The sequence below is a fragment of the Mesorhizobium sp. M0048 genome, assembly GCF_040323405.1.
Lineage (GTDB): Bacteria > Pseudomonadota > Alphaproteobacteria > Rhizobiales > Rhizobiaceae > Mesorhizobium.
In genome coordinates this window covers 86,509-111,826 of record NZ_JAMYUV010000006.1, presented here as the reverse complement: position 1 = coordinate 111,826, position 25,318 = coordinate 86,509, and the positions used below count along the sequence as shown (strand labels likewise).

The following is a 25,318-nucleotide window of genomic DNA, read 5'->3' as shown; positions in this document are numbered from 1 at the left end:
GCCGCGGTTAGGCGGCGACTGCTTCGGCGACCGGTTCGGCGAGAGCGTCCTTGAGCGCCTTGGCGAGATCGGTCTTCTCCCAGGAGAAGGATCCGTCGCGGCCGGCCTTGCGGCCAAAATGGCCGTAGGACGACGTCTTGGCATAGATGGGCTTGTTGAGATCGAGGTGGCGGCGGATGCCGGACGGCGACAGGTCCATCACGGTGCGCAGTGCACGCTCGAGCTTTGCCTCGTCGACCTTGCCGGTGCCGTGGAGGTCGACGTAGATCGACAGCGGCTGGGCGACACCGATCGCATAGGAAAGCTGGATAGTGCAGCGATCGGCGAGCTTCGCGGCAACCACGTTCTTGGCGAGATAGCGCGCCGCATAGGCGGCCGAGCGGTCGACCTTGGTGGTGTCCTTGCCGGAGAAAGCGCCGCCGCCATGGGGCGCAGCCCCACCGTAGGTGTCGACGATGATCTTGCGGCCGGTCAGGCCGGCGTCGCCGTCGGGCCCGCCGATGACGAACTTGCCGGTCGGGTTGATGTACCAGTTGCAATTGTCGGCGATCTTCAGGTCGCCCAGTGCTTCGCGAATATAGGGCTCGACGACGTTGCGCACCTTCTTCGAATCCCATGTCTCATCGAGATGCTGGGTCGACAGCACGATCTGCGTCACTTCCGCCGCTTTGCCGTCGACATAGCGGACGGTGACCTGGCTCTTGGCATCCGGCCCGAGCCTGCCTGCATCACCGCTGCCTTCATGGCGCGCAGCGGCCAGCAGTTCGAGGATCTTGTGGCTGTAATAGATCGGCGCAGGCATCAGGTCCGGGGTTTCGCGGCAGGCATAGCCAAACATGATGCCCTGGTCGCCGGCTCCCTCCTCACCTTGCCGGTCGGAGGCGTTGTCCACGCCTTGGCCGATATCCGGCGACTGGCCGTGCAGCAGGACCTCGATCTTGGCCGTCTTCCAGTGGAAGCCGGCCTGCTCGTAGCCGATTTCGCGGATTGCCTTGCGGGCGACCGACTTGAACTTGGCCGGGTTGACAATCGGATGGCCGGCCGCATCCTTCAGGACATTGCCCTCCTTGTCCTTCTTGAGCAGCGTCTCGGGGACGCGCACCTCGCCGGCGATGACAACGCGATTGGTTGTCGCAAGCGTCTCGCAGGCAACGCGGACCTTCCACGGGTCCATGCCGGTCTTTCTGGCTTCGCGATAGACGAGATCGACAATCTCGTCGGAGATGCGGTCGCAGACCTTGTCGGGATGGCCCTCGGCAACGGATTCCGAGGTGAAGAAGTAATTGTGCCGCGTCACGGGTGTCCCCTCTTGAAAAAATATCGGCAGGCCGCCGATTTTGGCGCGCCAGTTGTTAACGGTGCCGGGCGCCGGTCGTCAAGCCATGCAGCCGTTCTGGCATGAATTTTGACGTTATTTATCTTTGCATCCCGAGACGGCGGCAGGGCGCACTGCGATCAGCCCTTGCGCCAACAGACTGAGGGAAAACGGCTTCGAGGAAGCGTGTCGAGCAAAATCGATCCGCGCTTTGGCGCATCTGCGGAATGCACATCCCTCGATGCGGGCAAGCGCGAGAAATTGCCTGCCCAGCCACGACGAACTCTACCTCTTTGAACTCTTCGCGAGCCAGTCAATCGACCTCGTCGGTGGAGAGCGACTTCACAAGCTCAATGATCTTACGGCGCACTTTCACGTCGGCGATCTTGACGAAGGCGCGATTCAGCTGGAGCCCTTCCGGGCTGCCGCAGAATTCGACGGCGGAGGTCATCGACGCATCCTCGGCAAATCCACGGTTGCCCACGGGCTCCTGACCGGGCGCATCCTCGAAAAAGAAGGCGACGGGCACGCCGAGTATGGAGGCGATTGCCTGCAAACGGCTGGCGCCAACGCGATTGGTGCCCTTTTCGTACTTTTGGATCTGCTGGAACGTTATGCCGAGGTTTTCGCCCAGTTTTTCCTGGCTCATTCCCAGCATATTGCGGCGAAGCCGGATGCGGCTTCCGACGTGGATGTCGATCGGATTCGGCTTTTTCTTGTTTTCTTCTGTCATTTTGTCCTCGCCGAATTTTTCCGGCTTTTTCTACTTTGCTGCCCAAACGACGCCGCGGCCCGTGCCCCAACAGAACGACCTTATCGACTTCGAAAATTTTCAGGCGCTTACAGTATGAGTTTCTAATGTGTCGGCTGTCAATTCGCCCGTAGCCTTTGCCTTACGTTCAAAATGCATGCCGCTACGGCGAGCAAAAACATGATCAGCATTCCGTTAATGCGTCGTTGGCTGGAGGAAACGATGGCTTGGTTGGAGATCGGCACACGCACATCGATGGCGCCGCGTGCATCGATTGCCAGCGCGTCGACGATGCGACCGTGCGGGTCGACAACGGCCGAAATGCCGTTATTAGCCGCGCGCAACAGGGGCACCCCATTCTCCACCGCCCGGATCTGCGCCTGCCTGAAGTGCTGGTACGGCCCCGGCGTGTCGCCGAACCAAGCGTCATTGGTGACGTTCACAATAAGCGCGGCTGTCGTAGCGTCAACCGCGACGAGATCGGGAAAGATGACCTCATAGCAAATAAACGGCAGCGCCCGCATACCGCCGGGCAGCGCGATCGGGTGCCGCTCATTGCCGGCCGCGAAGGTCATCGGACCGGCAACAAGCTGCTCAAGCCCGAGGCGGCCGAGCAGATCGGCGAAAGGCAGATATTCGCCGAAGGGGACCAGGTGGACCTTGTCCACGGCATCGACGATTTCGCCCCTTTCGTCGATCGCCACGACCGAGTTGTAGTAACGGCTGCGAGCCGCCGAGCCGCCTTCCTCGCGAACGACGCCGGCAAGCAGCATCTGGCCATCGCCAAGCATCTCTCCGATGGCAGGCAAGGCATCCGGACGTTCGGTGAACAGAAACGGCACGGAGGTCTCCGGCCACAGGATCAATTGCGGCCTGTCATGGCCGGGTTCCGGTGCCCTGGCCGAAAGCCCCATCATGGTGGCGAAGATGCGGTCACGCACCGAGGCATCCCATTTTTCCGTGAGATCGACGGCAGGTTGCACGATACGGACGTCGAGGCTATGGGCCGCCGGTTTTTCGGGGGCGGCGAGCCGGATATAGCCGAAGCCGGCATGGGCGGCGACGAGAACGACAAGCAACGCCGCGCCGAGGCGAAGATGCTGGCGCGCCGCAAGCAGCGCCGGCAGCGCGAAGACGAAGACCGCCAGCGCGTTCATGCCGACCATGCCGGTCACCGAGACGCTCTGCATCAGCAAAGGCACCGGCATCGCCGCATAGCCGACGGCATTCCACGGAAAGCCGGTGAACAGGAAGCCGCGCAGCCATTCCGCCAGCGCAAAGCCGAAGGCGAGCGCGGCGATGCGGCCGATGTCGTTGCTCCACAACAGCCGGGCAACCACGGCAGCGAAACCGTAAAAGAAGGCCAGCGCGAGGGGGATGCCGACCACCGCGAACGGCAAGGCCCAGGCAAAGCTGTCGGCCTCGACCAGAAGCGCCGAGCCGACCCACCAGAGACCGGCAAGAAAGTAGCCGAAACCGAACCACCAGCCGACGGCGAAAGCCGGCCGCAAGCGCCGCAGAAAACCGTCCGAGGCTTCGCCGGTCGCGCCATCGAGAAGCCACACCAGCAGTGGGAACGAAACGAAGCAGACGGCGAAGAAATCGTAAGGCGCCTGGGCAAGAACCGCCAGCGCCCCGGCAAGAAACGCCACCAGCGCGCGCCGCCAGCCCCAAAGCAGAATTATCCGGCCGGCCTGGCGCTCCATCAATGCTTCCGAGTCGTGCGAATCAGGACGCAAGATTTATCAGGCCGCGGGCTTGCCTCCAAACAAACCCTAAGCCTGCTCGGTGCGCACGGCGCGGCGCCGCCGCTCGCCCTTCAAGGTCTCGACGATGCGCACGCGCTTGACGCGGCGCGGATCGGCGTCGAGCACATGGAACTCGAAGCCGGGTATGGCCTGCACCACTTCGCCGCGCGCCGGCACCCGGCCAAGCGTATTGAAGATCATGCCGCCGATCGTGTCGACATATTCGCCGTGCTCGCCGGCGGCGAAATCCTCGCCGATCATCTTGGCGACGTCGTCGATCTCGGCCTTGCCGTCGACGATGAAGACGCCTTCGCCGGCCTGGGTGATCATCGGCTCGTCCTCGTCATGCTCGTCCTCGATGTCGCCGACTACCATCTCGACGATGTCCTCGAGCGAGACGAGGCCGTCGGTGCCGCCATATTCGTCGATGACCAGCGCCATCTGGGTGCGCGTCGTCTGCATTCGCCCCATCAGGTCGGAGGCGAGCATCGACGGCGGCACGAACAGCACCGGTCGGATCAGGTTGAGATCGCCGATGGTGCGCGCCAGATCGACCTGGGCGAGATCGAGAACCGTCGCGACCGGGGTTTTCCTGGTCGTCCTGCCCTTTCTGACGCGGGCGACCTTGGTGATATGCGCCAGCACGTCGCGGATATGAACCATGCCGCGCGGGTCGTCGAGCGTCTCCGAATAAACTGGCATGCGGGAGTGGCCGGACTGTTCGAACAGCCCCAGAAGATCGCCGAGCTTCGTCGTGATCTCGACCGCCTCGATGTCGGCGCGCGGCACCATGACGTCCTCGACCCGCACTTCGCGCAGGCGCAGGATGTTGTTGAGCATGGCGCGTTCGCCGGGCGAGAAGGATTCTGCATCGCTCGCCGTTTCGGCAAGCGCACCGGCAATCTCCTCGCGCAGGCTGGTGCCGTTGCGGTGCCTGAAAAGCCCGAGCACGCGATCGAACAGGGAAGGACCGGCAGGCGATGCCTCGCTGGCGAAGCTGCCGGTCGTGGTACTCGGACTCGAGCCCTCTTCCGTCGTTTCGGAAGGCTTGATCACACTGCCGGCGTCGGAGCGGGCGGCAGTCTCTGGTTTGTCGTTCATCATCGTCCGGTCAATTGGTCTTTTGTAATTACGTGTAGGGATCGGGAATGGCAAGCCTCGCAAGTGCTGCGCGCTCTGTCGCTTCCATCAGATCCGCTTCGGCATCCGTTTCGTGATCATAGCCCAGCAAATGCAGCAGGCCATGGATGACGAGATGGGAGATATGGTCCTCGACGGGCTTGTCTTCCAGTGCCGCCTCGCGCGCGACAGTCTCGGCGGCCAGCACGATGTCGCCGAGCATCGGCGGCAGAGGCCCGCCCCTGGTAAAGGGAAAAGCCGGAAAAGACAGGACGTTGGTGGGCTTGTCCTTGCCGCGCCAGCCGGCATTGAGCGTACGGATATGGGCATCGTCGGAGAAGACGATGCTGAGCTCGGAACGGCCGTCCGCACCGGTTTCGACAAAGGCGGCCGATACGGCGTGGTCGACCAGCCGCGTCAGCGTCGTCTCGTCGGGCCAGTCGCCCGCCTCTATGGCGATATCGATCTCGACGGGAAGCGGCCCTCCCGCCTTTTGCTCCTCAGCCATGCGGCCGCATAATCATATCAGCTTTCGACACCTAAGCCCCTGGCCAGCTTGCCGTCACGGTCGTAGGCCTTGACGATCTCGGCGACCAGCGGATGTCTGACGACGTCGCCTTCATTGAAGCGGACCGTCACCATGCCGGTAACGCCGTCGAGAATTCTCAGCGCCTCGACCAGGCCGGACTTGGTGTTCGGCGGCAGATCGATCTGGGTCGGATCACCGGTGACGATCATGCGCGAGTTCTCGCCGAGCCGGGTCAGGAACATCTTCATCTGCATCGGCGTGGTGTTCTGCGCCTCGTCGAGGATGACGGCGGCATGCGCCAGCGTACGGCCGCGCATGAACGCCAGCGGCGCGATCTCGATGACCTCGGCGGCAATCGCCCGCTCGACCTTGTCGGCCGGCATCATGTCGTAGAGCGCGTCATAGAGCGGCCGCAGATAGGGATCGACCTTCTCCTTCATGTCGCCCGGCAGAAAGCCAAGCCGTTCGCCGGCCTCGACCGCGGGGCGCGACAGCACAATGCGTTCGACCATGCCGCGTTCGAGCAGCATTGCCGCGTGCGCCACCGCCAGGTAGGTCTTTCCGGTGCCGGCCGGGCCGATGCCGAAGACGAGTTCCGACCGCTCCAGCGCGCGCATATAGGCGTCCTGGTTCAGCGAGCGGGCATAGATGGTCTTCTTGCGTGTCGATATCTGGGCGGCGGACACCTTGCCCTTGCGCTCCAGCGTCGGCAGCGTCAGCTGGTCGTCGGTGGCGATCGCCATGCGCACCGCGCCGTCGACATCGGACTGGCCGATATCAGTGCCTTTCTGCAGAATGCCGTAAAGATTGTCCAAGGCGCGGCGTGCCTGCTCGGCGGCTGAGGAAGAGCCCTTGATGGTCAATTGGTTGCCACGCGAGCGGATGTCGACGCCGAGCTTCTGCTCGAGCCTGGCCAGATTCTCGTCGAACTGGCCGTAAAGGGCGCTGGCAAGCTTGTTATTGTCGAAAGTCAGTACGATGTGCGCCATATCCGAGGCCCCGGAGGGTAGATTCTGGGGCAGGTTCTTGACTTCAGCAGCGCTCAACCGTCTCTCCTCATCTGCCGAGGCCTTCAGGCCAATTCGGCGAACAGGCTGTTGTAGCCCGCCTTCGTGATTCGTACCTGGATAATGTCACCGATTTCGCCGGCCTTTTCATCAACAATAACCGGCTGCAGCCACGGCGAGCGGCCAACCTTCTGGCCGGCCTGGCGGCCCGGCTTTTCGACCAGCGTGTCGATGGTCCTGCCGACCAGGCTTGCGCCGAAATGCTGCTGCTGTTTCAGAAGCAGCGCTTGCAATCGCTGCAGGCGCTCGTCCTTGACGGCCTCCGGCACCTGATCGTTCATTTCGGCGCCCGGCGTGCCGGGCCGCGGAGAGTATTTGAACGAGAAGGCCGAGGCATAGTTGACGTCTTCCACCAACTGCATCGTCGCCTCGAAATCCGCTTCCGTCTCACCGGGAAAGCCGACGATAAAATCGCCGGACAGTGCGATGTCGTTCCGCGCGGCACGGATGCGGTCGATCAACGTCAGGTAGTCCTTGGCCATATGCCTGCGGTTCATCGCCTTGAGTATGCGGTCCGAGCCGGATTGCACCGGTAAATGTAGATAGGGCATCAGCGCGGGCAAATCACGATGGGCGGCGATCAATTCATCGTCCATGTCGCGCGGATGGCTGGTCGTGTAGCGCAGCCGCGCCAGACCTGGAATCTCTGCGAGCCTGAACAGCAGCCGGCCAAGGCCCCATTCCTCGCTGTCTTCGCCTCTTCCATGCCAGGCGTTGACGTTCTGGCCGAGCAGCGTCACCTCGCGCACGCCGGCATCCGCCAGGCGCTCGGCTTCGGCGACGATCTGTGCCACCGGCCGCGAGACTTCCGAGCCGCGCGTATAGGGTACGACACAGAAGGTGCAGAATTTGTCGCAGCCTTCCTGAACGGTCAAGAACGCCGTCACGCCGCGCCTGATCAGTTCGGCGCGCTTGGGCTGCGGCAGATGCTCGAACTTGTCCTCGACGGCATAGTCGGTCTCGACGATCTTTTCTCCGCTCCGCGCCTTCGCCAGCACACCGGGCAGCCGGTGGTAGGTCTGCGGGCCGATGACCAGATCGACCACCGGCGAGCGACGGATGATCTCGGCGCCCTCGGCCTGCGCCACGCAGCCGGCGACGCCGACCAGCATTTCGCGCCCGGCCTTGGCACGTTCCGCCTTCAACTCACGGATGCGCCCAAGTTCGGAATAGACCTTTTCCGCCGCCTTCTCGCGGATGTGGCAGGTGTTGAGCAGCACCAGATCGGCCTCGCCAACGGCGTCTGTCGCGGCATAGCCGTCGATGGCCAGAGCATCGGTCATGCGCTGCGAATCGTAGACGTTCATCTGGCAGCCATAGGTCTTGACGAAGACCTTCCTGGTCGCGGCAGGCAGAACGACCAGGTCTTCGGCGGCAGCGCCGATGTCGTCGCGTTCTATCGTGTTCAATTCCATTTCGCGGCTTCTAGCGCCTTTCCCTGACAAAAAACAGACGAATCTGGCCGGTACCGAGCAGACTACCGGCTCGGGCGCGGTTCGGCGAGCGCCGCCTGCACCATCTCGCGCACCTGGCGTTCCATCTGCTTTGCCGTCTCCTTGCGGCTGGACCCCTTGGAGAAAGCAATCGCCTCGCCAAAATGCACCTCGACGTCGAGAGCGCCCTCGGCCATCAGCACCTTGAGGTGCGGCATCAGCTCCTCATCGCCGATCCAGGCGGCAACCGGCCGATGCCGGCGGCCGAGTGGCACGCCATGCAGGCGCGTATAAACGATCGCCACCGGCTGGATGAAGACCTGTTCGGCCGCCCCTTCAGCAATCGCCATCGTAGCGGCGCCGAACAGTGTGCTCTTGAACGGCAGGATCATGTTGCCGTCGCCGGTCGAGCCTTCGGCGAACAGCACCATGGCGTCCCCCTTGGCCATCCGGCGGGCGATCTCGCTCGCCTGGTCGCCCGACGAACGTTTGCGCTCACGTTCAATGAAGACGGTGCGTTGCAGCTTCGACAGCATGCCGATCAGCGGCCAGCCGGCCATGTCGGCTCTGGCGATGAACGTCACGTCGACCATCGATCCCAGCACCATGATGTCGGTCCAGGAGATGTGGTTGGCGGCGACCAGCAATGGGCGTTGGCCGGATAGCGCCCCTTTGACATGGATGCGCAGCCCGAGCGCCCTGATGATCATCCTGTGCCAGATCTTCAGGATGAAGGTCTCGCGCCAGAGCCCGGTCTTCATCGACAAGACCTGCAGCGGCACAAGCACCAATGAGCCGACGACAACCAGCCCCAGCGCCAGGAAAATCCTGATTTTTCCGATCATCCGCACCACCCCGGCGTTTGGCTAGCGAAGATCGCGGCGCATGACAAGGGCGCCGGTCGGGCCGTGCTCCGGCGACTTGTAATAGTTGGCGCGCTTGCCGACCTCGCGGAAGCCCAGCCGCCGGTAGAGCGCGATCGCGGCGACGTTGGTCTCGTCGACCTCAAGGAAAAGCGCCTCGGCGCGCTGTGCGTGCAGTTCACGCAGCACCGCATCCATCAATTGCCAGCCGAGCCCCCGGCGCCGGTGCGAGCGTGCCACTGCGACCGTCAGGATCTCCCCCTCGCCGGCGGCCAGCCGCGCCAGGACGAAGCCCACCGGCGGCTTGGCGCCCTGTCCGGTCTCGCGCGCGGCATAGCCGAACACCGTGTCCTGCTCGAGCAGCGCGGCGAATTCGTCGTCGGTCCACGGCCGCGCGAAATCCTCGCGATGCAGCACCGACATGGCCGCGCTGTCGGCAACCGTCAGCGGCTCGATCGCATAGTCCCTGCGACGCGGCTGGAGGAATGGAATACGCATCAGTTTTTTTGCCTGGATAGAACAAAGCCGGCCTGCGGCTTGGCGTCGGCGCCCCGCAGATAAAGCGGTTTCGGCTTTTCGCCCTCGCCGTGTTTACCGGCACCTTGGGCCGCGGCCAGCCGCGCATAGACAGCGATGTCGGCGGTGGCCGCCGTCTCACCGAGATCGAAGCTGCGTCCGGCCGCCGCGGCAATTTGGGTTGCCGCCGTGCCCGCCAGAACCGGAGAGATGTCGATCGCCATGGCTGCGGCGTGCGAGAGCGTGGTCACAGCCGGACCATAGATCAGAACCGACCTCTCATCGTAAAGTGCCGCATGGATCTCCTCGCGGCCTGCATCGAGCGCTGCGATCACGGCGCGGCGGGGAAATATCGCTGCGGTCTCTGCCGCCAGTGCCTCCAGAGTCGTCACGCCGATCGCCGGGATTTTCAGCGCCAGCGCCAGGCCGCGCGCCGCCGAGACGCCGACACGCAGTCCGGTGAAGGAGCCCGGACCGGTTGAAACGGCAATGGCGCCGAGGCTGGCATAATCGCTTCCGGCCGCCTTCAACGCGCCTTCGATGACACCCATCAGATGCTCGGCATGACCCTTGCCGAGATCGAGCACCGAACGGCCGAGTTCTTTCCCGGCCGCCGCGTCGTAGACGCAGGCGGCGCAGAGATTGGCGGCACAGTCGATGGCAAGCAACTTCATGAAGCGGCCGGTTGAGACAGTTTCGAAAACAGCTTCCCTCTGCCCGCCAGAGCTGATCCCCGCAAGGGAATAATGGATAAATCGTCAGGCGACTTGGCTTCGGCGCGGGTCCAAGAATGTAAGTTCCAACGCACGCAATCGCCACAATAGGTATCGGAACTAGCCGACCTGCTCGATACGCAGCAGGTGATTGTCCCAGACATAGTCCGGCTCGGAACGTATCGAGCCACCGGCCTCGACGATTTCGCCGGCGCCGGTCGTCGCCATGAAGCTTTCCCCATCGGGTGCAACGCCGCAGACCTCGACCAGCGCCTTGCTGGCGACGATGCGGCCGCTGGCCGTGTCGATCACGGCAAGCGAATTCCCCTCAGGCGAAGACACGGCGATGGTGCCGGCGGCAGGGTTGGCCGCGACCGAGCCGATATAATTTCTGAAGGCCGAGAGCACGTCCTGCGGCATGTCGAGCAATTTCAAGTCCATGCCGCGCGGCGCGCGGCCGAGCAGTGGGGGACGATCGGTACCCGGCCCCCTGTATTGACAGCCGAACCAGACGGTGCCGGAGCGGTCGGCATCCATATGGCGGATCGACAGTTGGTGCAGCGCTGGCGGCAATTCGTGCTTTTCGGTGAGATCGCCGGTAAGGCGGTCGACCAGAACATAGGAAGGCTTCATCGTTGCGATGTTGAGCTCGGCGCGGCCATAATCCGGATGCGTCTCGATGCCGCCATTGGCCACAGCAATCGTCCTGCCGTCGGAAAGCAGCAAAAGCTCGTGCGGGCCTGTGCCGTAGGTCGGGAACTCGCCGATGCGCTTGAATTTCGCATGCGCGTCATAGACGCCGACGACGCCGTCGGCATTGTCGAAATCGTTCTCGGTTGCGTAGAGCAGCGTGCCATCGGCCGAAAACACGCCATGGCCGAAGAAATGCCGGCCGGCAACGCTGGCAATGGTGTGCGGTTCATCGCGGCCGGTATGGTCGAAGACGACAGCAAAGGTGCCCGGCTGCCTGGCAAACACCACCGAACGCTTAGACACCGGGTCGAAGGTAACGTCGTGGCCCCGATCGGGCAGATCGATCGTGTGCAACAACTTGCCGGCCTCGGACAGGACGGCCGCGCCATAGCTGCCGTCGCGCTTGACGAAAGCCGTGGCGAAGACCGCGTCGGCGTCGAGTGTATTTGCCCAGGCCGACGGCGCCATCGCCGCCACGAAACCAGCGCCCGCGGCCCTCAGGAAATCGCGCCGATCGATCAGCGGCGTCCTCATGATCAGTCGCCATCCAGTGACGAGAACCCGGCGGTCAGGCCGAATTCGGCGGTCAGCCTGGTGCCGATCAGGGTCGTCAGGCTGGATGTCACCAGTGCGAAGTAGTCGAGCTTCTGGCGCAACGTCGGATCGGCTAGTGCCTTGTCGATCGGACCCCTGATCGCCTTGGCGGCCTCGATCCCGTTGGTGAATTGGATGTGGACCGATTCCGCCATCCAGCGTGCATCAGGCGGCAGCGCATCGCCAAGCTGGGAGGCCTGGAACAGCGCATCCATGCCCGCCAGATTGCCGGTCAGCGAGCGTGCGGTGTTCTGCGAGCGCCAATAAATCGCCTGTTTCGGTTTGTCGGCCTCCGGCTTGGCGCCCAGGAAGCCTTTCAGGCGCACGTCGCGAACCATTTCCAACTCGTTGATGAAGACGCCGACCAGTTCGGTCACCGCTTCGGTTCCGTCTTGATAGAGCGCGTTCTGCGGACCGGGATGGGCCCAGAGCGCGGCAAAGCCGTTGGGCTTGTTCCAGGCCTCGCCGACCTCGGCGGCAATCGTCTCGACATTGCCGGCAATGGCTGCACCATAGGCGCAGCGATAGGCGTCGCCCTTGCCGGCCAATTGACCGGCGTCATCGCCGTAGAGCACGAACTCCAATGCGCCGAGCCCTTGCATGGCGACACTCTTTGTCGCCAGTTGGGCCGGATCGGCGGCCGCCGGATCCTTGCCGGCCAGTGCTGCCTGCACCTGCTTCAGGCCGATGCTCTTGCGGTCCGGCCAAAACAGCATGCGCTCAAGCCGGTTGTTTTCGGCGATCGGCCCGAAACGGATGATTTCCACCACCGACCAGGCATCCACGACGCCTGAGAATTCGGCGCGTGCCGCATCGAGAGTATCTTGCGAAGGCGCCTGGCAAAGCGCGTGCATGGTCTTGGCCAAGCTGTCCGCGTGGTCATGCAGCCTGGTATAGGCCGGGCGGACGAAGCCGTCGATCGCCCGCTGGATCACATCCGAAGCCTTCACCGCGGCGGATGCCGGCAGCGCATCGGCGAGGACCAGCATCAGCGCGAGTGCAAGACGCTTCCGCATCAGAGCGACTCCAGAAACTTCATCAGCGCGGCGCGTTCGGCCGCATTGGCAGCGGCAAAGCGGTCACGCGCCTTCTCGCCCTCGCCGCCATGCCACAGGATTGCCTCGGCCAGGCTGCGTGCGCGCCCGTCATGCAGGAAGAAGGTGTTGCCGCTGACGGTCTGGGTGAGCCCGATGCCCCACAGCGGCGGCGTGCGCCATTCGCTTCCCGTGGCCTCGCCCACCGCCTGTCCGTCGGCAAGGCCGGGTCCCATGTCATGCAGCAAGAAATCGGAATAAGGCCAGATCAGCTGGAAGGCGTGCGCTCTGTTCGGGGTTCCGCGACGGGTGACGAATTTCGGCGTATGGCAGGAGATGCAGCCCATATCGTAGAACAGTTTTTTGCCGGCGAGCACATCCGGTCTGTCGAGATCGTGCCGAGCCGGCACGGCAAGGTTTTGCGAATAGAAGGTGACGAGGTCCACGACCGGCGGCGGCGCTTCGACCGGACCGAGGCGCTCCTGTACACCGTTGGGTAGGGCAAGGCAGGTCTTTTCTGCGGCGCTGCAATCGCCCCAGTGCCTCGGCACCTCAGGCGTCGAAATGCCGATATCGCCGGCAAAAGCGTCCGCCGATTGCTGACGGATCGAAGCCGCCTGCGCCTTCCAGCCGAAACGGCCGAGCGTCAGTTCACCGCTGCTGCTGTCGCGTATTATGTTGGGCCTGCCGGAAATCCCGTCACCATCGCGGTCGGTCGCATCGGCATGCGCAAGGATGTCGGCAGGAGCGATCTGCTCCACCAGGCCAAGGCCGATCATCGGCGGTGTCATGCGCGGCGACAGCGTGGTGTGCGGATCGAGCGGCCCGTAGGCGAGACCCTCGACCGAATAGCTCGGCTTGCGCAGCGACACGACGCTGCCGTCCGCCAGTTTTACTTTCTGCTCCTGATAATCGACATGCATCCTGCCTTCGCCCTGCAGGCCGGGAACGGCTAGCTCCTGAAGTTGTGTGCCATAGACCGGGTCGGGAAAGTTGAGCACCTTGTGATCGGCGAGTGCGGCTTTCTCCTCCTCGGTACTGGCTTCCCTTGCCAGGCGCAGGAACATCGAGGTGGTGCCGCTGTCGCCTTCGGGCGGATGGCCGCGGCCGTCCTTCAGATGACAGTTTTGGCAGGCGCGCTCGTTGAACAGCGGACCGAGCCCATCCGAGGCTTGTGTCGAGGATGGCGACGACACCCAGTTCTTGCGGAAAATGGCATTGCCGAGCTTGAAGGTACCCTCTTCCTCGAAGCCGATGTTGGCGGAGGATTGCGAGAAGGCATCCTTGTTGACGTCCTTCTTCGAGGTGCCGGCGCCGCCCTGCATCAATTCGAATTGCTCGGGCTTGGAGAAATCGCTGGTCGGCCTGGTGATCGCGATGACGCGCGCCAGATCCTTCGGCGTCAGATCGGTGCGGCTGGTGGCAAGCCCCGCCGGTTGCGGCGCTCCGGCCAGCGCCGAGGCTGTGAGCGTCGCCACCACGGCAAGAAAAGGGCCGCGAAGGATCCCGTACCGCGGCTTCTTCTGAGGCGGCAGGCCGCAATCTTCGGCCGGCAAGCGGCGCAAGAAATCTAGGGGGCGCCGCATTCCGGCATGTCCTTATTCCGCCTCGTCGGCCGACGCTGCGTTGAGTTGGCCGTACTTTTCCTCGCCGATGGAGGCGAGCAGGTCGAGTTGCGTCTCGAGGAAGTCGATGTGACCTTCCTCGTCAGCCAGCAATTCCTCGAACAGCTTCATCGTCACGTAGTCGCCTGCTTCGTTGCAAACCTCGCGCGAACGCTTGTAGGCGGTGCGCGCGTCATATTCGCCGGCAAGATCGGATTCGAGCACTTCCTTGACATTCTGCCCGATACGCAGCGGCGCCACGGACTGCAGGTTCGGATGGCCCTCAAGGAAGATGATGCGCGCCACGAGCCGGTCGGCATGGTGCATTTCTTCGATCGATTCAGCGCGTTCCTTCTTCGCCAGCTTGGCGTATCCCCAGTCTTCCAGCAGCCGGAAATGCACCCAATATTGATTGACCGCTCCAAGTTCCAGAAACAGAGCCTCGTTAAGCCGCTCTATGATCTGCTGTTCGCCTTTCATGGATTCTGCTCCCGTATTGGACGCGCAGGCCTCTGACGCGATCCAGGTGTGAAACGATGTCCACGCCGCTCGCCGCCGAGCGGGCGTGATAATTTTCGGTGACCCGAATGATCGTTTCGACCACATTTGGGAAGCAGCCGCAACAGCGACCGCGCTTGTGCATGGCATGGTAGACCTTCGCCGGCACGATCAGCTGCCAGGGGTCCTCATCCAGCAGTCCGACGATCGTCTGCTCTATCTCCTTTTCGGTGATGATGTTGCAATGGCAGATCAGCATTTGTCGCTCTGGCTAACGGCGCTCATTGCGCCGCGTGGCTGTTGGTTTCGAAGTTTACTGGAACACCTTGTCCGGTGAATCGAGGCTGTCCGAGCCCTCGAAGGCGATGGCATTGAGCTTCAGGGTGCCGACGGCGCGTTCGATCGACTTGGTCTGATCGACCAGCGCGTCGATCGCCGCCTGCACGGTGGCGTTGCCGTCAGCGTTACCCTCGGCGATCTGCTGGTCATAGGCCTCGCCGGCAAGCGCCCGCGCCTTGATGGCCTCCATCTTGGCGATGGTGATATCCAGTTTAGCCGACAATTCCTTGTCGATCGCCGGATCGGCCGCCTTGACCATGTCGGCCACCGACGGCCCCTCGACGACAGTGCCGTCAAGCCGCGTGTAGCTGCCGTGATAGGCGGCACGGATGCCGATCGCATCGTAGAGATGGGAGTTGTAGGTGTTGTCGGAGAAGCAATCATGCTCCTCTTCCGGATCGTGCAGCAAAAGGCCGAGCTTCATCCGCTCGCCGGCGAGTTCGCCATAGGACAGCGAGCCCATCCCGGTGAAGATGGTCGAAATGGCGGCGTTCGGCTCGCCATCGACAAGGTTCTTGCGGGCGGCGCCGCCTTCCTTCCAGTAGTCGACCATATCCTTTAGATCGGAAACCAGAAGGTCGCTCGCCGATTTCAGGTATCGCGCCCGACGGTCGCAATTGCCGCCGGTGCAATTGGCGAGGTCGTAATCGGTGTAGGGCCGCTCGCCGGCGCCCGGACCGGTTCCGTGCAGGTCCTGACCCCAAAGCAGGAATTCGATGGCGTGATAGCCGGTCGCCACATTGGCCTCGATACCGCCGGCCTCCTGCAGGGTGCCGGAGAGGAACTCCGGCGTCAGATTGGTGGCGTCGACCTTCTTGCCGTTGATCTCGATCGACTTATTGGCGATCACATTGGCGGTGTATAAAGCGTTGGCATCCGACTCGGTGCCGTAGCCCTTGGCGACATAGTCGATCAAGCCCTCGTCGAGCGGCCAGGAGTTCACCTTGCCTTCCCAGTCGTCGACGATGGCATTGCCGAAGCGATAGACCTCGGTCTGCTGATAGGGAACGCGCGATGCCTTCCAGGCCTCGCGGGCGGCGTTCAGCGTCTCGGCCGATGGCTTGGCGAGCAGCGCATCGACAGCCTTGTCGAGCGCCTCGGCCGTGATCAGCGAATCCTCGTATTTGGCGAGCGCGATGTCGGAATAGGTCTTGATGACCGCCTTGGCATCGGTTTGCGCCTTGGCCGGCAGCACGAACACAGCCGCCGTGAGCATCGCGGTGGCCCCGATCGCCGCAAGCCTGCCGCCATACCGTGCCCTGATCATCGTTCTCATGACTGTCTCTCCTCGGGAATCAATGAAATGCCGGCGCCGCGGCGGGCAGCTGCCAGCGGGCAAAGAAGGGTCGCGCCATCGCGCGGTTCGCGGAAGAAAGACACCGAAATGCCTCCAATCGAAAGGGTTCAAGGCCCAGACATCAAAGGGATGCGCTGACGCGCGAGCTTCCATAAAACGGCGAAGACACCGGATGTCAACTGGTGGCGTAGAAAAAATTCAATTGAAACAATAGTTTAGAATTATTCTAAACTAGAACTGTCAACTTTAACACCGATGTATAGGAATGCCGGCGCATGACGCGGTTGACAGGCGGCCGTTCCGGGTGCGACCCGGATCGGCGCTCTTGCGGCGGGACCAGACAATCGCCACCTGGCGTGACATCCTAGATTTGGGTGAGGAATCGGGCTGTTATGAAGATCGGGGTCGTCATTGTCGGTGCGGGTCATGCGGGCGTGCAAGCGGCCGCCAGTCTGCGCGAAGAAGGCTATGACGGGCCGGTAATCCTGATCGGCGACGAAGACGAATTGCCCTACCACAAGCCGCCGCTGTCGAAGACCTTCATCAAGGATCAGCAAGCAAAGCCGCAACCGTTGCGCGGCGAGGCTTTTTATACCGGCAGCGCCATCGACTACCGGCCAGGCCTGCGGGTCGAGCGGATCGACGTCGCCGGCCGCCGGCTGGAGATATCAGGCGGCGTGCTGCCGTTCGACCGGCTGATCCTCGCCACCGGCGCGCGTCCGCGCCTGCTGCCGCTGCCGGGGTCGGAGCTTTCTGGCGTTGTGTCGCTGCGCTCGCTCAGTGATGCCCGCCTGATCCGCGAATTAAGCGCGCAAAGCGAGGAGGTCGTCATCCTCGGCGGCGGCTTCATCGGCCTTGAGATTGCCGCAACGCTCACCGCCGCCGGCCGCAAGGTCACGGTGGTCGAGGCGGTCGACCGGCTGCTCGGGCGCGCCGTCGCGCCGGTCATCGCCGGCCATGTGCGCCAGCGGCTGGAGGCGACCGGTGTGCGCATCCTTACCGGCACCACCATCGAACGGCTGGAGGGCGAGAACGGCCGTGTTTCGGCTGCAATCACCTCATCTGGCGAAAGATTGCCGGCGCAGATGGTCGTCATCGGCATTGGCGTCGTGCCGAATGTCGAATTGGCCGAAGCCGCCGGCATTGCCATCGCCAACGGCATCCGCGTCGACCAGCAGATGCGCACGTCGGTGCCGGAAATCCTCGCCATCGGCGACGCGGCGTCCTACCGGCACTGGTTCACAGGCGGCGACGTGCGGCTGGAATCGGTGCAGAACGCCACCGACCAGGCGCGGCTCGCCGCTCGCACCATTGCCGGCCACACCGACAATTACTCGGCGGTGCCGTGGTTCTGGTCCGATATCGGCGACATGAAGCTGCAGATGGTCGGCCTGATTGCGGGCGGCGACAGCCATCTCGTGCTGGGCGACGTGGCCGAGAACAAATTCTCTATCTACCACTATGCCGGAAGCCGGCTGCTCGGCATCGAATCGGTCAACCGGCCCGGCGACCACATGCTTGGCCGCAAGATGCTCGGCGCCGGCTTTTCGCCGTCGCCGCAGATTGTCGCGACTGGGCCCGACGGGCTGAAGGCGGCGCTCGCCGCCTTCCAGGAAGAAGAGCCTGTCCGCGCTGCGGGATAAGATCAAACCCAATCACCCTGAATGACCTAGTCTAGTTCGACCGGGAGCTGACCTTCAAACATATAGCGAAGTAAAGGAAACAGCGGTATTTTGACCAATTGAAATCGTCGGGGGGTGCTCATGGCTCTATATGTCATTGGCGCAGGCATGGGTCGCACTGGCACATATTCGCTGAAGCTCGCGTTGGAGCATCTTGGGTTCGGGCCGTGTCATCACATGGCAGATGTCCACGCCAATCCCGAGCAGAAGACGCTGTGGCGCGCAGCCGGCCAGGGACAACTCCCGACCTGGGATGCGGCATATGCCCGCTATCTTTCCGCGGTCGATTGGCCAACGGCGCATTTTTGGCGCGAAGTGAGTGACCACTACCCTGATGCGAAGGTTATCCTGACAGTTCGTGACCCCGAAGCCTGGTATGACAGCATGGCGCAAACAATAGGGCTCACGATGGATGCTGCTACCAATGATCCACAGTCCTTTGGTGTGGCGGTGATTGGAAACACTGTCTTTGGCGGTCGATTTGATAACCGTGATTACGCAATCGCTGTCTATGAAGCACATAACGCTTCCGTGAAATCAACGCTGCCACCTGAACGCCTTCTTACTTATCAGGCCTCCGAAGGGTGGGAGCCGCTTTGTGCCTTTCTCGGTGTACAGTTGCCTTCCGAACCGTTTCCACGCACCAATTCGACTGCCGAATTTCGTGCTCGCATAGGGCGTTGAACGGCGGCTTGCCGCCTATCTCGGCCTTCGCCGCAGTTGAATCCCAGGCCATATCCTCGCCGCTCAGGCGGCGCGGGCGTCGCGGATCGAACTTTCCAGGATGTCGAGCGCCTCGTTCATGACGCCGTCCTGGATGGTGATCGGCGCGAGGAAGCGGATGACGTTGCCGTAGACGCCGCAGGTCAGCAGGATCAGACCCTTGTCGAGCGCCTTCAGCCGGACCGCATTGGCGAGTTCCGGCGACGGCAGGCCCTTCGTCACATCGTTGAACTCGACCGCGTTCATAAAGCCGGGGCCCCTGATATCGACGATCTCCGGCGCTTCGTCACGGATCGATTGCAGGCGCTGCTTCAGACGGTTGCCCAGCGTGTTGGCGCGGTCGCAGAGCTTCTCCTCGTCGATGACGTCAAGCACGGCATGCGCCGCGGCGACGCCGATCGGACTGCCGCCATAGGTGCCGCCGAGCCCGCCGGGGTTCGGCGCATCCATGATCTCGGCACGTCCGGTGACCGCCGCCAGCGGAAAGCCGCCGGCAAGGCTCTTGGCCATGGTGGTGATGTCGGCCGCCACCTCGTGGTGGTCCATGGCGAACATCTTGCCGGTGCGGGCAAAGCCGGTCTGCACCTCGTCGGCGATCAGCAGCATGCCATGCTGGTCGCAGATCTTGCGCAATGCGGTCATGAAGTCGCGCGGCGCCTCGTAGAAGCCGCCCTCGCCCTGCACCGGCTCGACGATGATGGCGGCGACGCGGGCCGGATCGACGTCGGCCTTGAACAGCCGGTCGAGCGCCGCCAACGAATCGGCGACCGACACGCCGTGCAGCGCAACCGGGAACGGCGCATGGAAGACATCCGCCGGCATGGCGCCGAACCCGACCTTATAGGGCACGACCTTACCGGTCAGTGCCATGCCCATGAAGGTGCGGCCGTGAAAGCCGCCGGAAAAAGCGATGACCGCCGGCCGGCCGGTGGCGTTACGGGCAATCTTGATAGCGTTCTCGACCGCCTCGGCGCCGGTGGTGACAAAAATCGTCTTCTTGTCGAACTTGCCGGGCAGCATGCCGTTCAGCCGTTCGGCCAGCCGGATATAGCTCTCGTAGGGCACGACCTGGTAGCAGGTATGGGTGAAGCGGTCGAGCTGCGCCTTGACCGCTTCGATCACCCTAGGGTGACGGTGGCCAGTGTTGACGACAGCGATACCGGACGAAAAATCGATATAGCGGCGGCCTTCGACGTCCCAGATTTCCGAGTTTTCGGCGCGATCGGCGTAGATCTGAGTGGTCATGCCGACGCCGCGCGAAATCGACTGGTTCTTGCGTTCGGAAATGGCTGAATTTGTCATCGTATCCCTCACCGGACCGGCGCCCGCTCTCGTTTGATGGCTGTTGAGACTCTTTTGGGCTTATTTCAGGTTTTCCTCAAGTTGGCACCGTCGCCCGGCGATTGGGCCTGTCGATGCCGATGTCGGCAACCGAACGCCCGTCGCTCAAGCCGTCCTGACAAACCCCACGCTCGCCCTCAGCAGATTGCGCGTGTAGTCCTTGGTGACGCGGCGCTCGACGAGGTCGCCGGCGGTGAGGTGCTCGACCGCCTCGCCGTTCTGCATCACCATCAGCCGCTCGCACATATGGGTGATGATGGCGAGGTCGTGGCTGACCATCAGGAACGTCAGCTTGCGCCGCCGCCGGATCTCCTCCAGCAGGTTCAGCACCTCCGCCTGCACCGAAGCGTCGAGCGCCGAGGTCGGCTCATCGAGCAGCAGGATCGACGGTTCGAGGATCAGGGCACGGGCGATTGCCACGCGCTGGCGCTGGCCGCCGGACAATTGATGCGAATAGCGAAAACGGAAGCCGGTGCCCAGGCCGACCTCGTCCAACGCCCGCTGGATGCGCTTTTCGCCGTCAGCAAAGCCGTGAATGGCGAGCGGCTCCTGCAGCAAGCGGTCGACGGTCTGGCGCGGGTGCAGCGAGCCGTACGGGTCCTGGAAGACCATCTGCACCTCGCGGTAGAACGCCTTGTCGCGGCGCGCGCCGAGCCGTTTGCCGTTGACGGCGATGGTGCCCGAAGCGGCCGGCGCCAGGCCGGCGATTGCCCTGAGTAACGTCGACTTGCCGGAGCCGGACTCGCCGACCAGGCCGAAGGATTCACCGGACTCGACTTCAAGGCTGACGCCCTTCAGCGCGCGAAAACGGTCGAAGACCACCTCCAGCCGGTCGACGGAAAGGGCTGCCGTCATGCCGCCCACTCCGGCTTGCGGTCGAGCACCGGCAGCGGGTGACGGTCGGCGCCGATCTTGGGCATGCAGTTGAGCAGGCCGCGCGTATAGGGATGCTGGGCACGGCCGAGCTCCGAGGCTTTGAGCTGTTCGACCACCTTGCCGGCATACATGACGATGACACGATCGCAGAAAGATGAGACCAAGCGCAGGTCGTGCGAGATGAAGATCAGCCCCATGCCGCGCTCGCTGACCAGCCGGTCGAGGATGCCGAGCACGTCGAGCTGCACGGTGACGTCGAGTGCCGAGGTCGGCTCATCGGCGATCATCATCTCCGGCCCGGCGATCAGCATCATGGCGATCATGGCGCGCTGGCCCATGCCGCCGGAAACCTCGTGCGGATGCAGGTCGAAGACACGGGCCGGATCGCGGATCTGCACAGCCTCCAGCATGGCAAGCGCGCGGTCGCGGGCTTCGGCCTTGGAGACTGTCTCATGCGTGCGCAGTGTCTCGACGATCTGGCGGCCGATGCTCATCACCGGGTCGAGCGAATATTTCGGATCCTGCAGGATCATGGCGATACGCTTGCCGCGCAGTGCGCGGCGCTCGCGCGGCGAGGCGGCCAGCAGGTCGATGCCGTCGAAAGCAAGCGTCTTTGCGGTCACCTCGGCCTGCGGCGGGGTGACGCCCATAATGGCGCGGCCGGTCTGCGACTTGCCCGAACCGCTCTCGCCGACGATGCCGAGCCGTTCGCGGCCGAGCGAGAAGGAAACGCCGCGCACTGCCTCGATCAGGCCGGTGCGCGTCGGGAAGGTGACGCGCAGGTCGTCGACTTCGAGAAGCGTGCTCATTGGTCACCGCTTCGCGGATCGAGCGCGTCGCGCAGGCCGTCGCCGAGCAGGTTGAAGCCGAGGCTGACGATGAGGATGGCAAAGCCCGGCGCGCCCGCCACCCACCACTGGTCGAGCACGAAGCGTCGGCCCGACGCGATCATCGCGCCCCATTCCGGCAGCGGCGGCTGCGCGCCGAGGCCGAGGAAGCCGAGGCCGGCGGCGGTCAGGATGATGCCGGCCATGTCGAGCGTCACCCTGATGATCAGCGAGGAGATGCAGAGCGGCATGATGTGGCGAAGCACGATGCGAAACGGCGAAGCGCCCATCAGTTGCACCGCCTTGATATAGTCGGAATTGCGCACCGTCAGCGTTTCGGCGCGGGCAATGCGGGCATAGGGCGGCCACGAGGTGATGGCGATGGCGAGCACCGCGTTTTCGATGCCGGGGCCGAGCGCGGCGACAAAGGCCAGCGCCAGGATCAGCTTCGGAAAGGCGAGAAAGATGTCGGTGATGCGCATCAGGATCGCATCGGTCCAGCCGCCGGCATAGCCGGCAACGGTGCCGACCAGCAAGCCGATGGGCGCGGCGATGATGGCGACCAGAATGACGACATAGAGCGTCCAACGCGAACCGAAGATGATGCGCGAATAGATATCGCGGCCGAGATCGTCGGTGCCGAACCAGTGCGCGGCACTTGGCGCCAGCAGCCGCGAGCCCTTGAGGTCGCCGAATGTCGGCGAATAGGGCGCCAGCACATCGGCGAAGGCCGCGACCACCAGCAGGGCGATGATGATGAGCAGGCCGACAAAGGCCAGCCGGTTGGCGGAAAAGCGCCGCCAGGCTACATAGGCGCGGCCGAGCCTTGCCTGCACGCGCGACGCCGGCCGCTCGCTGAGCAGCCAATCACGGCGGGTTTGAATCGCTTCTGCGCTCATCCTGCCTTGGTCCTCATCCTGCCTTGGTCCTTGGGTCGAGCAGCCGGTAGAGCAGGTCGGACAAAAGATTGATGCCGATGAAGACCGAGCCGATGATGATCGTGCCGCCAAGCACGGCATTCATGTCGGCGTTCTGCAGCGAGTTGGTGATGTAGAGGCCGATGCCCGGCCACGAAAACACCGTCTCGGTCAGCACCGAGCCTTCGAGCAGCCCGGCATAGGACAGAGCGATCACCGTAACCATCGGCACCGCGGCGTTGCGCAGCGCGTGACCCCAGATGATGCGCGTTTCCGACAGGCCCTTGGCGCGCGCCGCCACGATGTATTCCTGGGTGAGTTCGTTCAGCATGAAGGAGCGCGTCATGCGGCTGATGTAGGCGAGCGAGAAATAGCCGAGCAGCGAGGCAGGCAGGATGATGTGGCGGAAGGCATCGGCAAATACGTCCCACTGCCGCTGCCAGAGTGCATCCAGCAGGTAAAAGCCGGTAATCGGCGTGAAGGTGTATTCGTAGACGATATCGAGGCGGCCGGGAAAGGCGACCCATTGCAGCTTGGCGTAGAACAGCACCAGCGCCAGCAGCCCCAGCCAGAAGATCGGCACGGAATAGCCGACAAGACCGATGATGCGCACGATCTGGTCGATGATGCTGCCGCGCCGCACGGCCGCCAGCACACCAAGCGGCACGCCGATCACCGAACCGATCAGCGTCCCCAGTGTTGCCAGTTCCAGCGTCGCCGGAAAGGCGCGGCGGATGTCCGTCATCACCGGATTGGTGGTCAGCACCGAGGTGCCGAAATCACCATTCAAGGCATGTTTGACATAGATGTAGAACTGCTCGACCAACGGCAGGTCGAGACCCATCTCGCGGCGCGTTCGTTCGACGACATTGGTCGGCGCCCGGTCGCCGAGCACCGCCAGCACCGGGTCGATCGGGATCACCCGGCCGATGAAGAAGGTCACCGCGAGCAGACCGAGATAAGTCGTTATCGCGATGACCAGGAACCGGGCGATCGATGAGGCAATGGCAACGGCGCGAGCGCTGCCGCGCCCCGCCGTCGTTTCCCTTTCAGCCAAGCTCATGCGGCGCGTCCGCCGACATCACTCCTTCGAAACCGGGCCGACGAAGTTGGTGTCGAAGCTCGGGCCGAGTGCAAAGCCCTTGAGGTTCTTGCGCAGGCCAGCCACTTCCAGCTGCTGGTGGATGATGACGAAAGGACTGGTATCGAGGATCTTCCTCTGAAGATCCTGGTACATTGCGGCGCGCTTGGCCGAATCCTTCTCGAGCAGGGCAGCTTCGGTCTGCTTGGTCAGGTCCGGGATGTCCCAGGCGTTGCGCCAGGCCAGCGTCTTGGTCTTGCCTTCATCCGAATTGTCCGGGTTGCTGGCAAAGGTCTGGGCATTGGAATTCGGGTCGAAATAGTCCTGGCCCCATTGGCCGATATAGATGTCGTGGTTGCGGGCGCGGTATTTGGTCAGCGTCTGCTTGCCGTCGCCGGGGATGATCTCCAGCTTGATGCCGGCCTGTCCCAGCGTCTGCTGGATCGATTCAGCCATGCCTGTCTCCGGCTGTCTGCTGCGCACGTCCATAGTGACACTGAAGCCGTCGGCGAGGCCAGCCTTGGCGAGCAGTTCCTTGGCCTTGGCGACGTCGAGCTTGAACGGATTCTCGTCCAGCTCGCCGAGCACGCCTTTCGGCAGGAAGGTCTGGTGGATCTCGCCGATGCCCTTGAGGATGGTCGAGCTCAATGCATCATAGTCGACAAGATATTTGAAGGCCTGGCGAACCTCGGGCTTGGCGAGATTCGGGTTCTTCTGGTTGAGGCTGATGTAAAAGACCGTGCCCTTGGGGGCTGAGGTGGTGGTGAGGTCGGCGTTCTTGGCAATGGCATCGAGATCGTTCGGCTCGAGATTGCGGGCAACGTCGATGTCGCCAGCCTCAAGCGCCAGGCGCTGGCCCGAGCTTTCCTTCATGAAGCGATAGATGACGCGGGCAAACTTGGCTTTTTCGCCGTAGTAATTGTCGTTACGCTCCATAACGACGGCCTCGTTGGCCCGCCATTCGCGCAGCTTGAAGGCACCGGAGCCGGCATAGCCGGTCTTCAGCCAGGCATTGCCGAAATCATTGTCCCATTTGTAGTCGGCGCTCGGCGTGACCGCGGCGACATGCTCCTTGACCAGCTTGGCGTCGACGACCGAGGCGACCGTCGCCGACAGGCAGTTCAGCACGAAGCTCGGCGCATAGGCCTTGTCGACGGTGAACTGGAACGTCGTATCATCAACAGCCTTGGCCTTCTCGGTGACGTTGCCGCCGTCGATGCCGAACTGGCCGATAATAAAGGCCGGGGTCTTGTCGAGCTTGATGGCGCGCTCGAACGAATAGGCGACGTCCGCCGCCGTGATCGGATTGCCGGAGGCGAATTTGAGGCCGGGCTTGAGCTTGAACGTGTAGGTAAGGCCGTCGTCGGAAACGCTCCAGCTTTCTGCGAGATCGCCTTTGACCTTCGAGGTGTCGCTGAGGTCGAGGCGCACCAGGAGATCGTAGGTGTTGCCGGTGATTTCGGCGGTCGACAATTCGAATGCCTCGCCCGGATCCATGGAGATGATGTCGTCGATGGCCAAACCCTCGACCAGCGTGTCGGCGGGCGTGACCGCGAAGGCAGGCGCACCGGCCAGGAGCAGCGCGGACATTGCCGCGCCCGCGAGCAAGAAGCGGGTGCCTAGAGCAAACTTTTCCATCATCATTTTAAGTGTTCCCTGTTTTTGTTGACCTGAGTTCCCGGCTCAGGGTTGTGGCATTTCTTGCCGCGTCGAACGGTGATCCCCGGTCCGTCGATCGGCAATTTTTATGCGGTTCCG

24 protein-coding genes are annotated in these 25,318 nt (G+C 63.1%); 2 read left to right on the top strand and 22 right to left on the bottom strand.

The window, feature by feature from the left end; translation table 11 throughout:
* Positions 1 to 7: 7 nt before the first annotated feature.
* The 16 genes from metK to NKJ84_RS08630 all read right to left on the bottom strand — a co-directional run bounded on the left by metK (position 8) and on the right by NKJ84_RS08630 (position 16,083).
* The gene (gene metK, locus NKJ84_RS08705; protein WP_023719567.1) at positions 8 to 1,297 is read right to left on the bottom strand and encodes a methionine adenosyltransferase; all 1,290 of its coding nucleotides are present in this window, start codon (positions 1,295 to 1,297) and stop codon (positions 8 to 10) included.
* Between the two features lie 331 nt (positions 1,298 to 1,628).
* Positions 1,629 to 2,048, bottom strand: a complete 420-nt coding sequence (locus NKJ84_RS08700; RefSeq protein ID WP_023676895.1) for a helix-turn-helix domain-containing protein — start codon at positions 2,046 to 2,048, stop codon at positions 1,629 to 1,631.
* A gap of 137 nt (positions 2,049 to 2,185) precedes the next feature.
* Positions 2,186 to 3,772 carry an apolipoprotein N-acyltransferase gene (gene lnt, locus NKJ84_RS08695; RefSeq protein WP_352506138.1) on the bottom strand — a complete coding sequence of 529 codons (1,587 nt, stop codon included), beginning with the start codon at positions 3,770 to 3,772 and terminating at the stop codon, positions 2,186 to 2,188.
* A 69-nt stretch (positions 3,773 to 3,841) separates the two neighbouring features.
* Positions 3,842 to 4,915: a hemolysin family protein gene (locus NKJ84_RS08690; RefSeq protein ID WP_352448597.1), complete on the bottom strand. Its 1,074-nt coding sequence runs from the start codon at positions 4,913 to 4,915 to the stop codon at positions 3,842 to 3,844.
* Between the two features lie 28 nt (positions 4,916 to 4,943).
* Positions 4,944 to 5,441, bottom strand: a complete 498-nt coding sequence (gene ybeY, locus NKJ84_RS08685; protein WP_352506137.1) for an rRNA maturation RNase YbeY — start codon at positions 5,439 to 5,441, stop codon at positions 4,944 to 4,946.
* A 17-nt stretch (positions 5,442 to 5,458) separates the two neighbouring features.
* Complete coding sequence (locus NKJ84_RS08680; RefSeq protein WP_352464821.1) at positions 5,459 to 6,451, bottom strand: PhoH family protein; 993 nt, start codon at positions 6,449 to 6,451, stop codon at positions 5,459 to 5,461.
* A gap of 83 nt (positions 6,452 to 6,534) precedes the next feature.
* Positions 6,535 to 7,944: a tRNA (N6-isopentenyl adenosine(37)-C2)-methylthiotransferase MiaB gene (miaB, locus tag NKJ84_RS08675; RefSeq protein ID WP_352506136.1), complete on the bottom strand. Its 1,410-nt coding sequence runs from the start codon at positions 7,942 to 7,944 to the stop codon at positions 6,535 to 6,537.
* Positions 7,945 to 8,006: 62 nt separating this feature from the next.
* A complete protein-coding gene (gene olsA, locus NKJ84_RS08670) occupies positions 8,007 to 8,807 on the bottom strand; it encodes a lyso-ornithine lipid O-acyltransferase (RefSeq protein ID WP_352506135.1) in 801 nt (266 codons plus the stop codon).
* Positions 8,808 to 8,828: 21 nt separating this feature from the next.
* Positions 8,829 to 9,323: a ribosomal protein S18-alanine N-acetyltransferase gene (gene rimI / locus NKJ84_RS08665; RefSeq protein ID WP_254816257.1), complete on the bottom strand. Its 495-nt coding sequence runs from the start codon at positions 9,321 to 9,323 to the stop codon at positions 8,829 to 8,831.
* Positions 9,323 to 10,015: a tRNA (adenosine(37)-N6)-threonylcarbamoyltransferase complex dimerization subunit type 1 TsaB gene (tsaB, locus tag NKJ84_RS08660; protein ID WP_352506134.1), complete on the bottom strand. Its 693-nt coding sequence runs from the start codon at positions 10,013 to 10,015 to the stop codon at positions 9,323 to 9,325. Before tsaB ends, rimI begins: the two co-directional genes overlap by 1 nt.
* Positions 10,016 to 10,174: 159 nt before the next feature.
* Positions 10,175 to 11,281 carry a DUF1513 domain-containing protein gene (locus tag NKJ84_RS08655; RefSeq protein ID WP_352506133.1) on the bottom strand — a complete coding sequence of 369 codons (1,107 nt, stop codon included), beginning with the start codon at positions 11,279 to 11,281 and terminating at the stop codon, positions 10,175 to 10,177.
* 2 nt (positions 11,282 to 11,283) lie between these two features.
* Entirely contained in the window at positions 11,284 to 12,357 is a 1,074-nt protein-coding gene (locus NKJ84_RS08650; RefSeq protein ID WP_352506132.1) for an imelysin family protein, read from the bottom strand.
* Positions 12,357 to 13,961 carry a di-heme oxidoreductase family protein gene (locus tag NKJ84_RS08645; protein ID WP_352506131.1) on the bottom strand — a complete coding sequence of 535 codons (1,605 nt, stop codon included), beginning with the start codon at positions 13,959 to 13,961 and terminating at the stop codon, positions 12,357 to 12,359. The genes NKJ84_RS08650 and NKJ84_RS08645 overlap by 1 nt, the downstream gene beginning before the upstream one ends.
* Before the next feature lie 12 nt (positions 13,962 to 13,973).
* Entirely contained in the window at positions 13,974 to 14,459 is a 486-nt protein-coding gene (gene bfr / locus NKJ84_RS08640) for a bacterioferritin (protein ID WP_023676883.1), read from the bottom strand.
* Positions 14,425 to 14,736 carry a (2Fe-2S)-binding protein gene (locus NKJ84_RS08635; protein ID WP_352506130.1) on the bottom strand — a complete coding sequence of 104 codons (312 nt, stop codon included), beginning with the start codon at positions 14,734 to 14,736 and terminating at the stop codon, positions 14,425 to 14,427. Before NKJ84_RS08635 ends, bfr begins: the two co-directional genes overlap by 35 nt.
* A 54-nt stretch (positions 14,737 to 14,790) precedes the next feature.
* Positions 14,791 to 16,083 (bottom strand): imelysin family protein, encoded by a 1,293-nt coding sequence (locus tag NKJ84_RS08630; RefSeq protein WP_352506229.1) that lies wholly within the window; start codon positions 16,081 to 16,083, stop codon positions 14,791 to 14,793.
* Between the two features lie 422 nt (positions 16,084 to 16,505).
* On the opposite strand from NKJ84_RS08630, the gene NKJ84_RS08625 reads away from it, so the two are divergent.
* Both NKJ84_RS08625 and NKJ84_RS08620 read left to right on the top strand, forming a co-directional pair.
* Complete coding sequence (locus tag NKJ84_RS08625) at positions 16,506 to 17,756, top strand: NAD(P)/FAD-dependent oxidoreductase (RefSeq protein WP_352506129.1); 1,251 nt, start codon at positions 16,506 to 16,508, stop codon at positions 17,754 to 17,756.
* A 120-nt stretch (positions 17,757 to 17,876) separates the two neighbouring features.
* A complete protein-coding gene (locus tag NKJ84_RS08620; RefSeq protein WP_352475990.1) occupies positions 17,877 to 18,479 on the top strand; it encodes a sulfotransferase family protein in 603 nt (200 codons plus the stop codon).
* 63 nt (positions 18,480 to 18,542) lie between these two features.
* Here the strand turns inward: NKJ84_RS08620 and NKJ84_RS08615 are convergent, their stop codons facing one another.
* The 6 genes from NKJ84_RS08615 to NKJ84_RS08590 all read right to left on the bottom strand — a co-directional run bounded on the left by NKJ84_RS08615 (position 18,543) and on the right by NKJ84_RS08590 (position 25,204).
* Positions 18,543 to 19,820: a 4-aminobutyrate--2-oxoglutarate transaminase gene (locus tag NKJ84_RS08615; RefSeq protein ID WP_352475991.1), complete on the bottom strand. Its 1,278-nt coding sequence runs from the start codon at positions 19,818 to 19,820 to the stop codon at positions 18,543 to 18,545.
* A gap of 144 nt (positions 19,821 to 19,964) precedes the next feature.
* Positions 19,965 to 20,714, bottom strand: coding sequence for an ABC transporter ATP-binding protein (locus NKJ84_RS08610; protein ID WP_352506128.1), 750 nt, complete (start codon positions 20,712 to 20,714; stop codon positions 19,965 to 19,967).
* Positions 20,711 to 21,544 (bottom strand): ABC transporter ATP-binding protein, encoded by an 834-nt coding sequence (locus NKJ84_RS08605; RefSeq protein WP_352506127.1) that lies wholly within the window; start codon positions 21,542 to 21,544, stop codon positions 20,711 to 20,713. The genes NKJ84_RS08610 and NKJ84_RS08605 overlap by 4 nt, the downstream gene beginning before the upstream one ends.
* The gene (nikC, locus tag NKJ84_RS08600; RefSeq protein WP_254816191.1) at positions 21,541 to 22,461 is read right to left on the bottom strand and encodes a nickel transporter permease; all 921 of its coding nucleotides are present in this window, start codon (positions 22,459 to 22,461) and stop codon (positions 21,541 to 21,543) included. The genes NKJ84_RS08605 and nikC overlap by 4 nt, the downstream gene beginning before the upstream one ends.
* Before the next feature lie 13 nt (positions 22,462 to 22,474).
* Positions 22,475 to 23,542, bottom strand: a complete 1,068-nt coding sequence (locus tag NKJ84_RS08595) for an ABC transporter permease (protein ID WP_352506126.1) — start codon at positions 23,540 to 23,542, stop codon at positions 22,475 to 22,477.
* A gap of 18 nt (positions 23,543 to 23,560) precedes the next feature.
* Positions 23,561 to 25,204, bottom strand: a complete 1,644-nt coding sequence (locus NKJ84_RS08590; RefSeq protein WP_352506125.1) for an ABC transporter substrate-binding protein — start codon at positions 25,202 to 25,204, stop codon at positions 23,561 to 23,563.
* Positions 25,205 to 25,318: the final 114 nt, after the last annotated feature.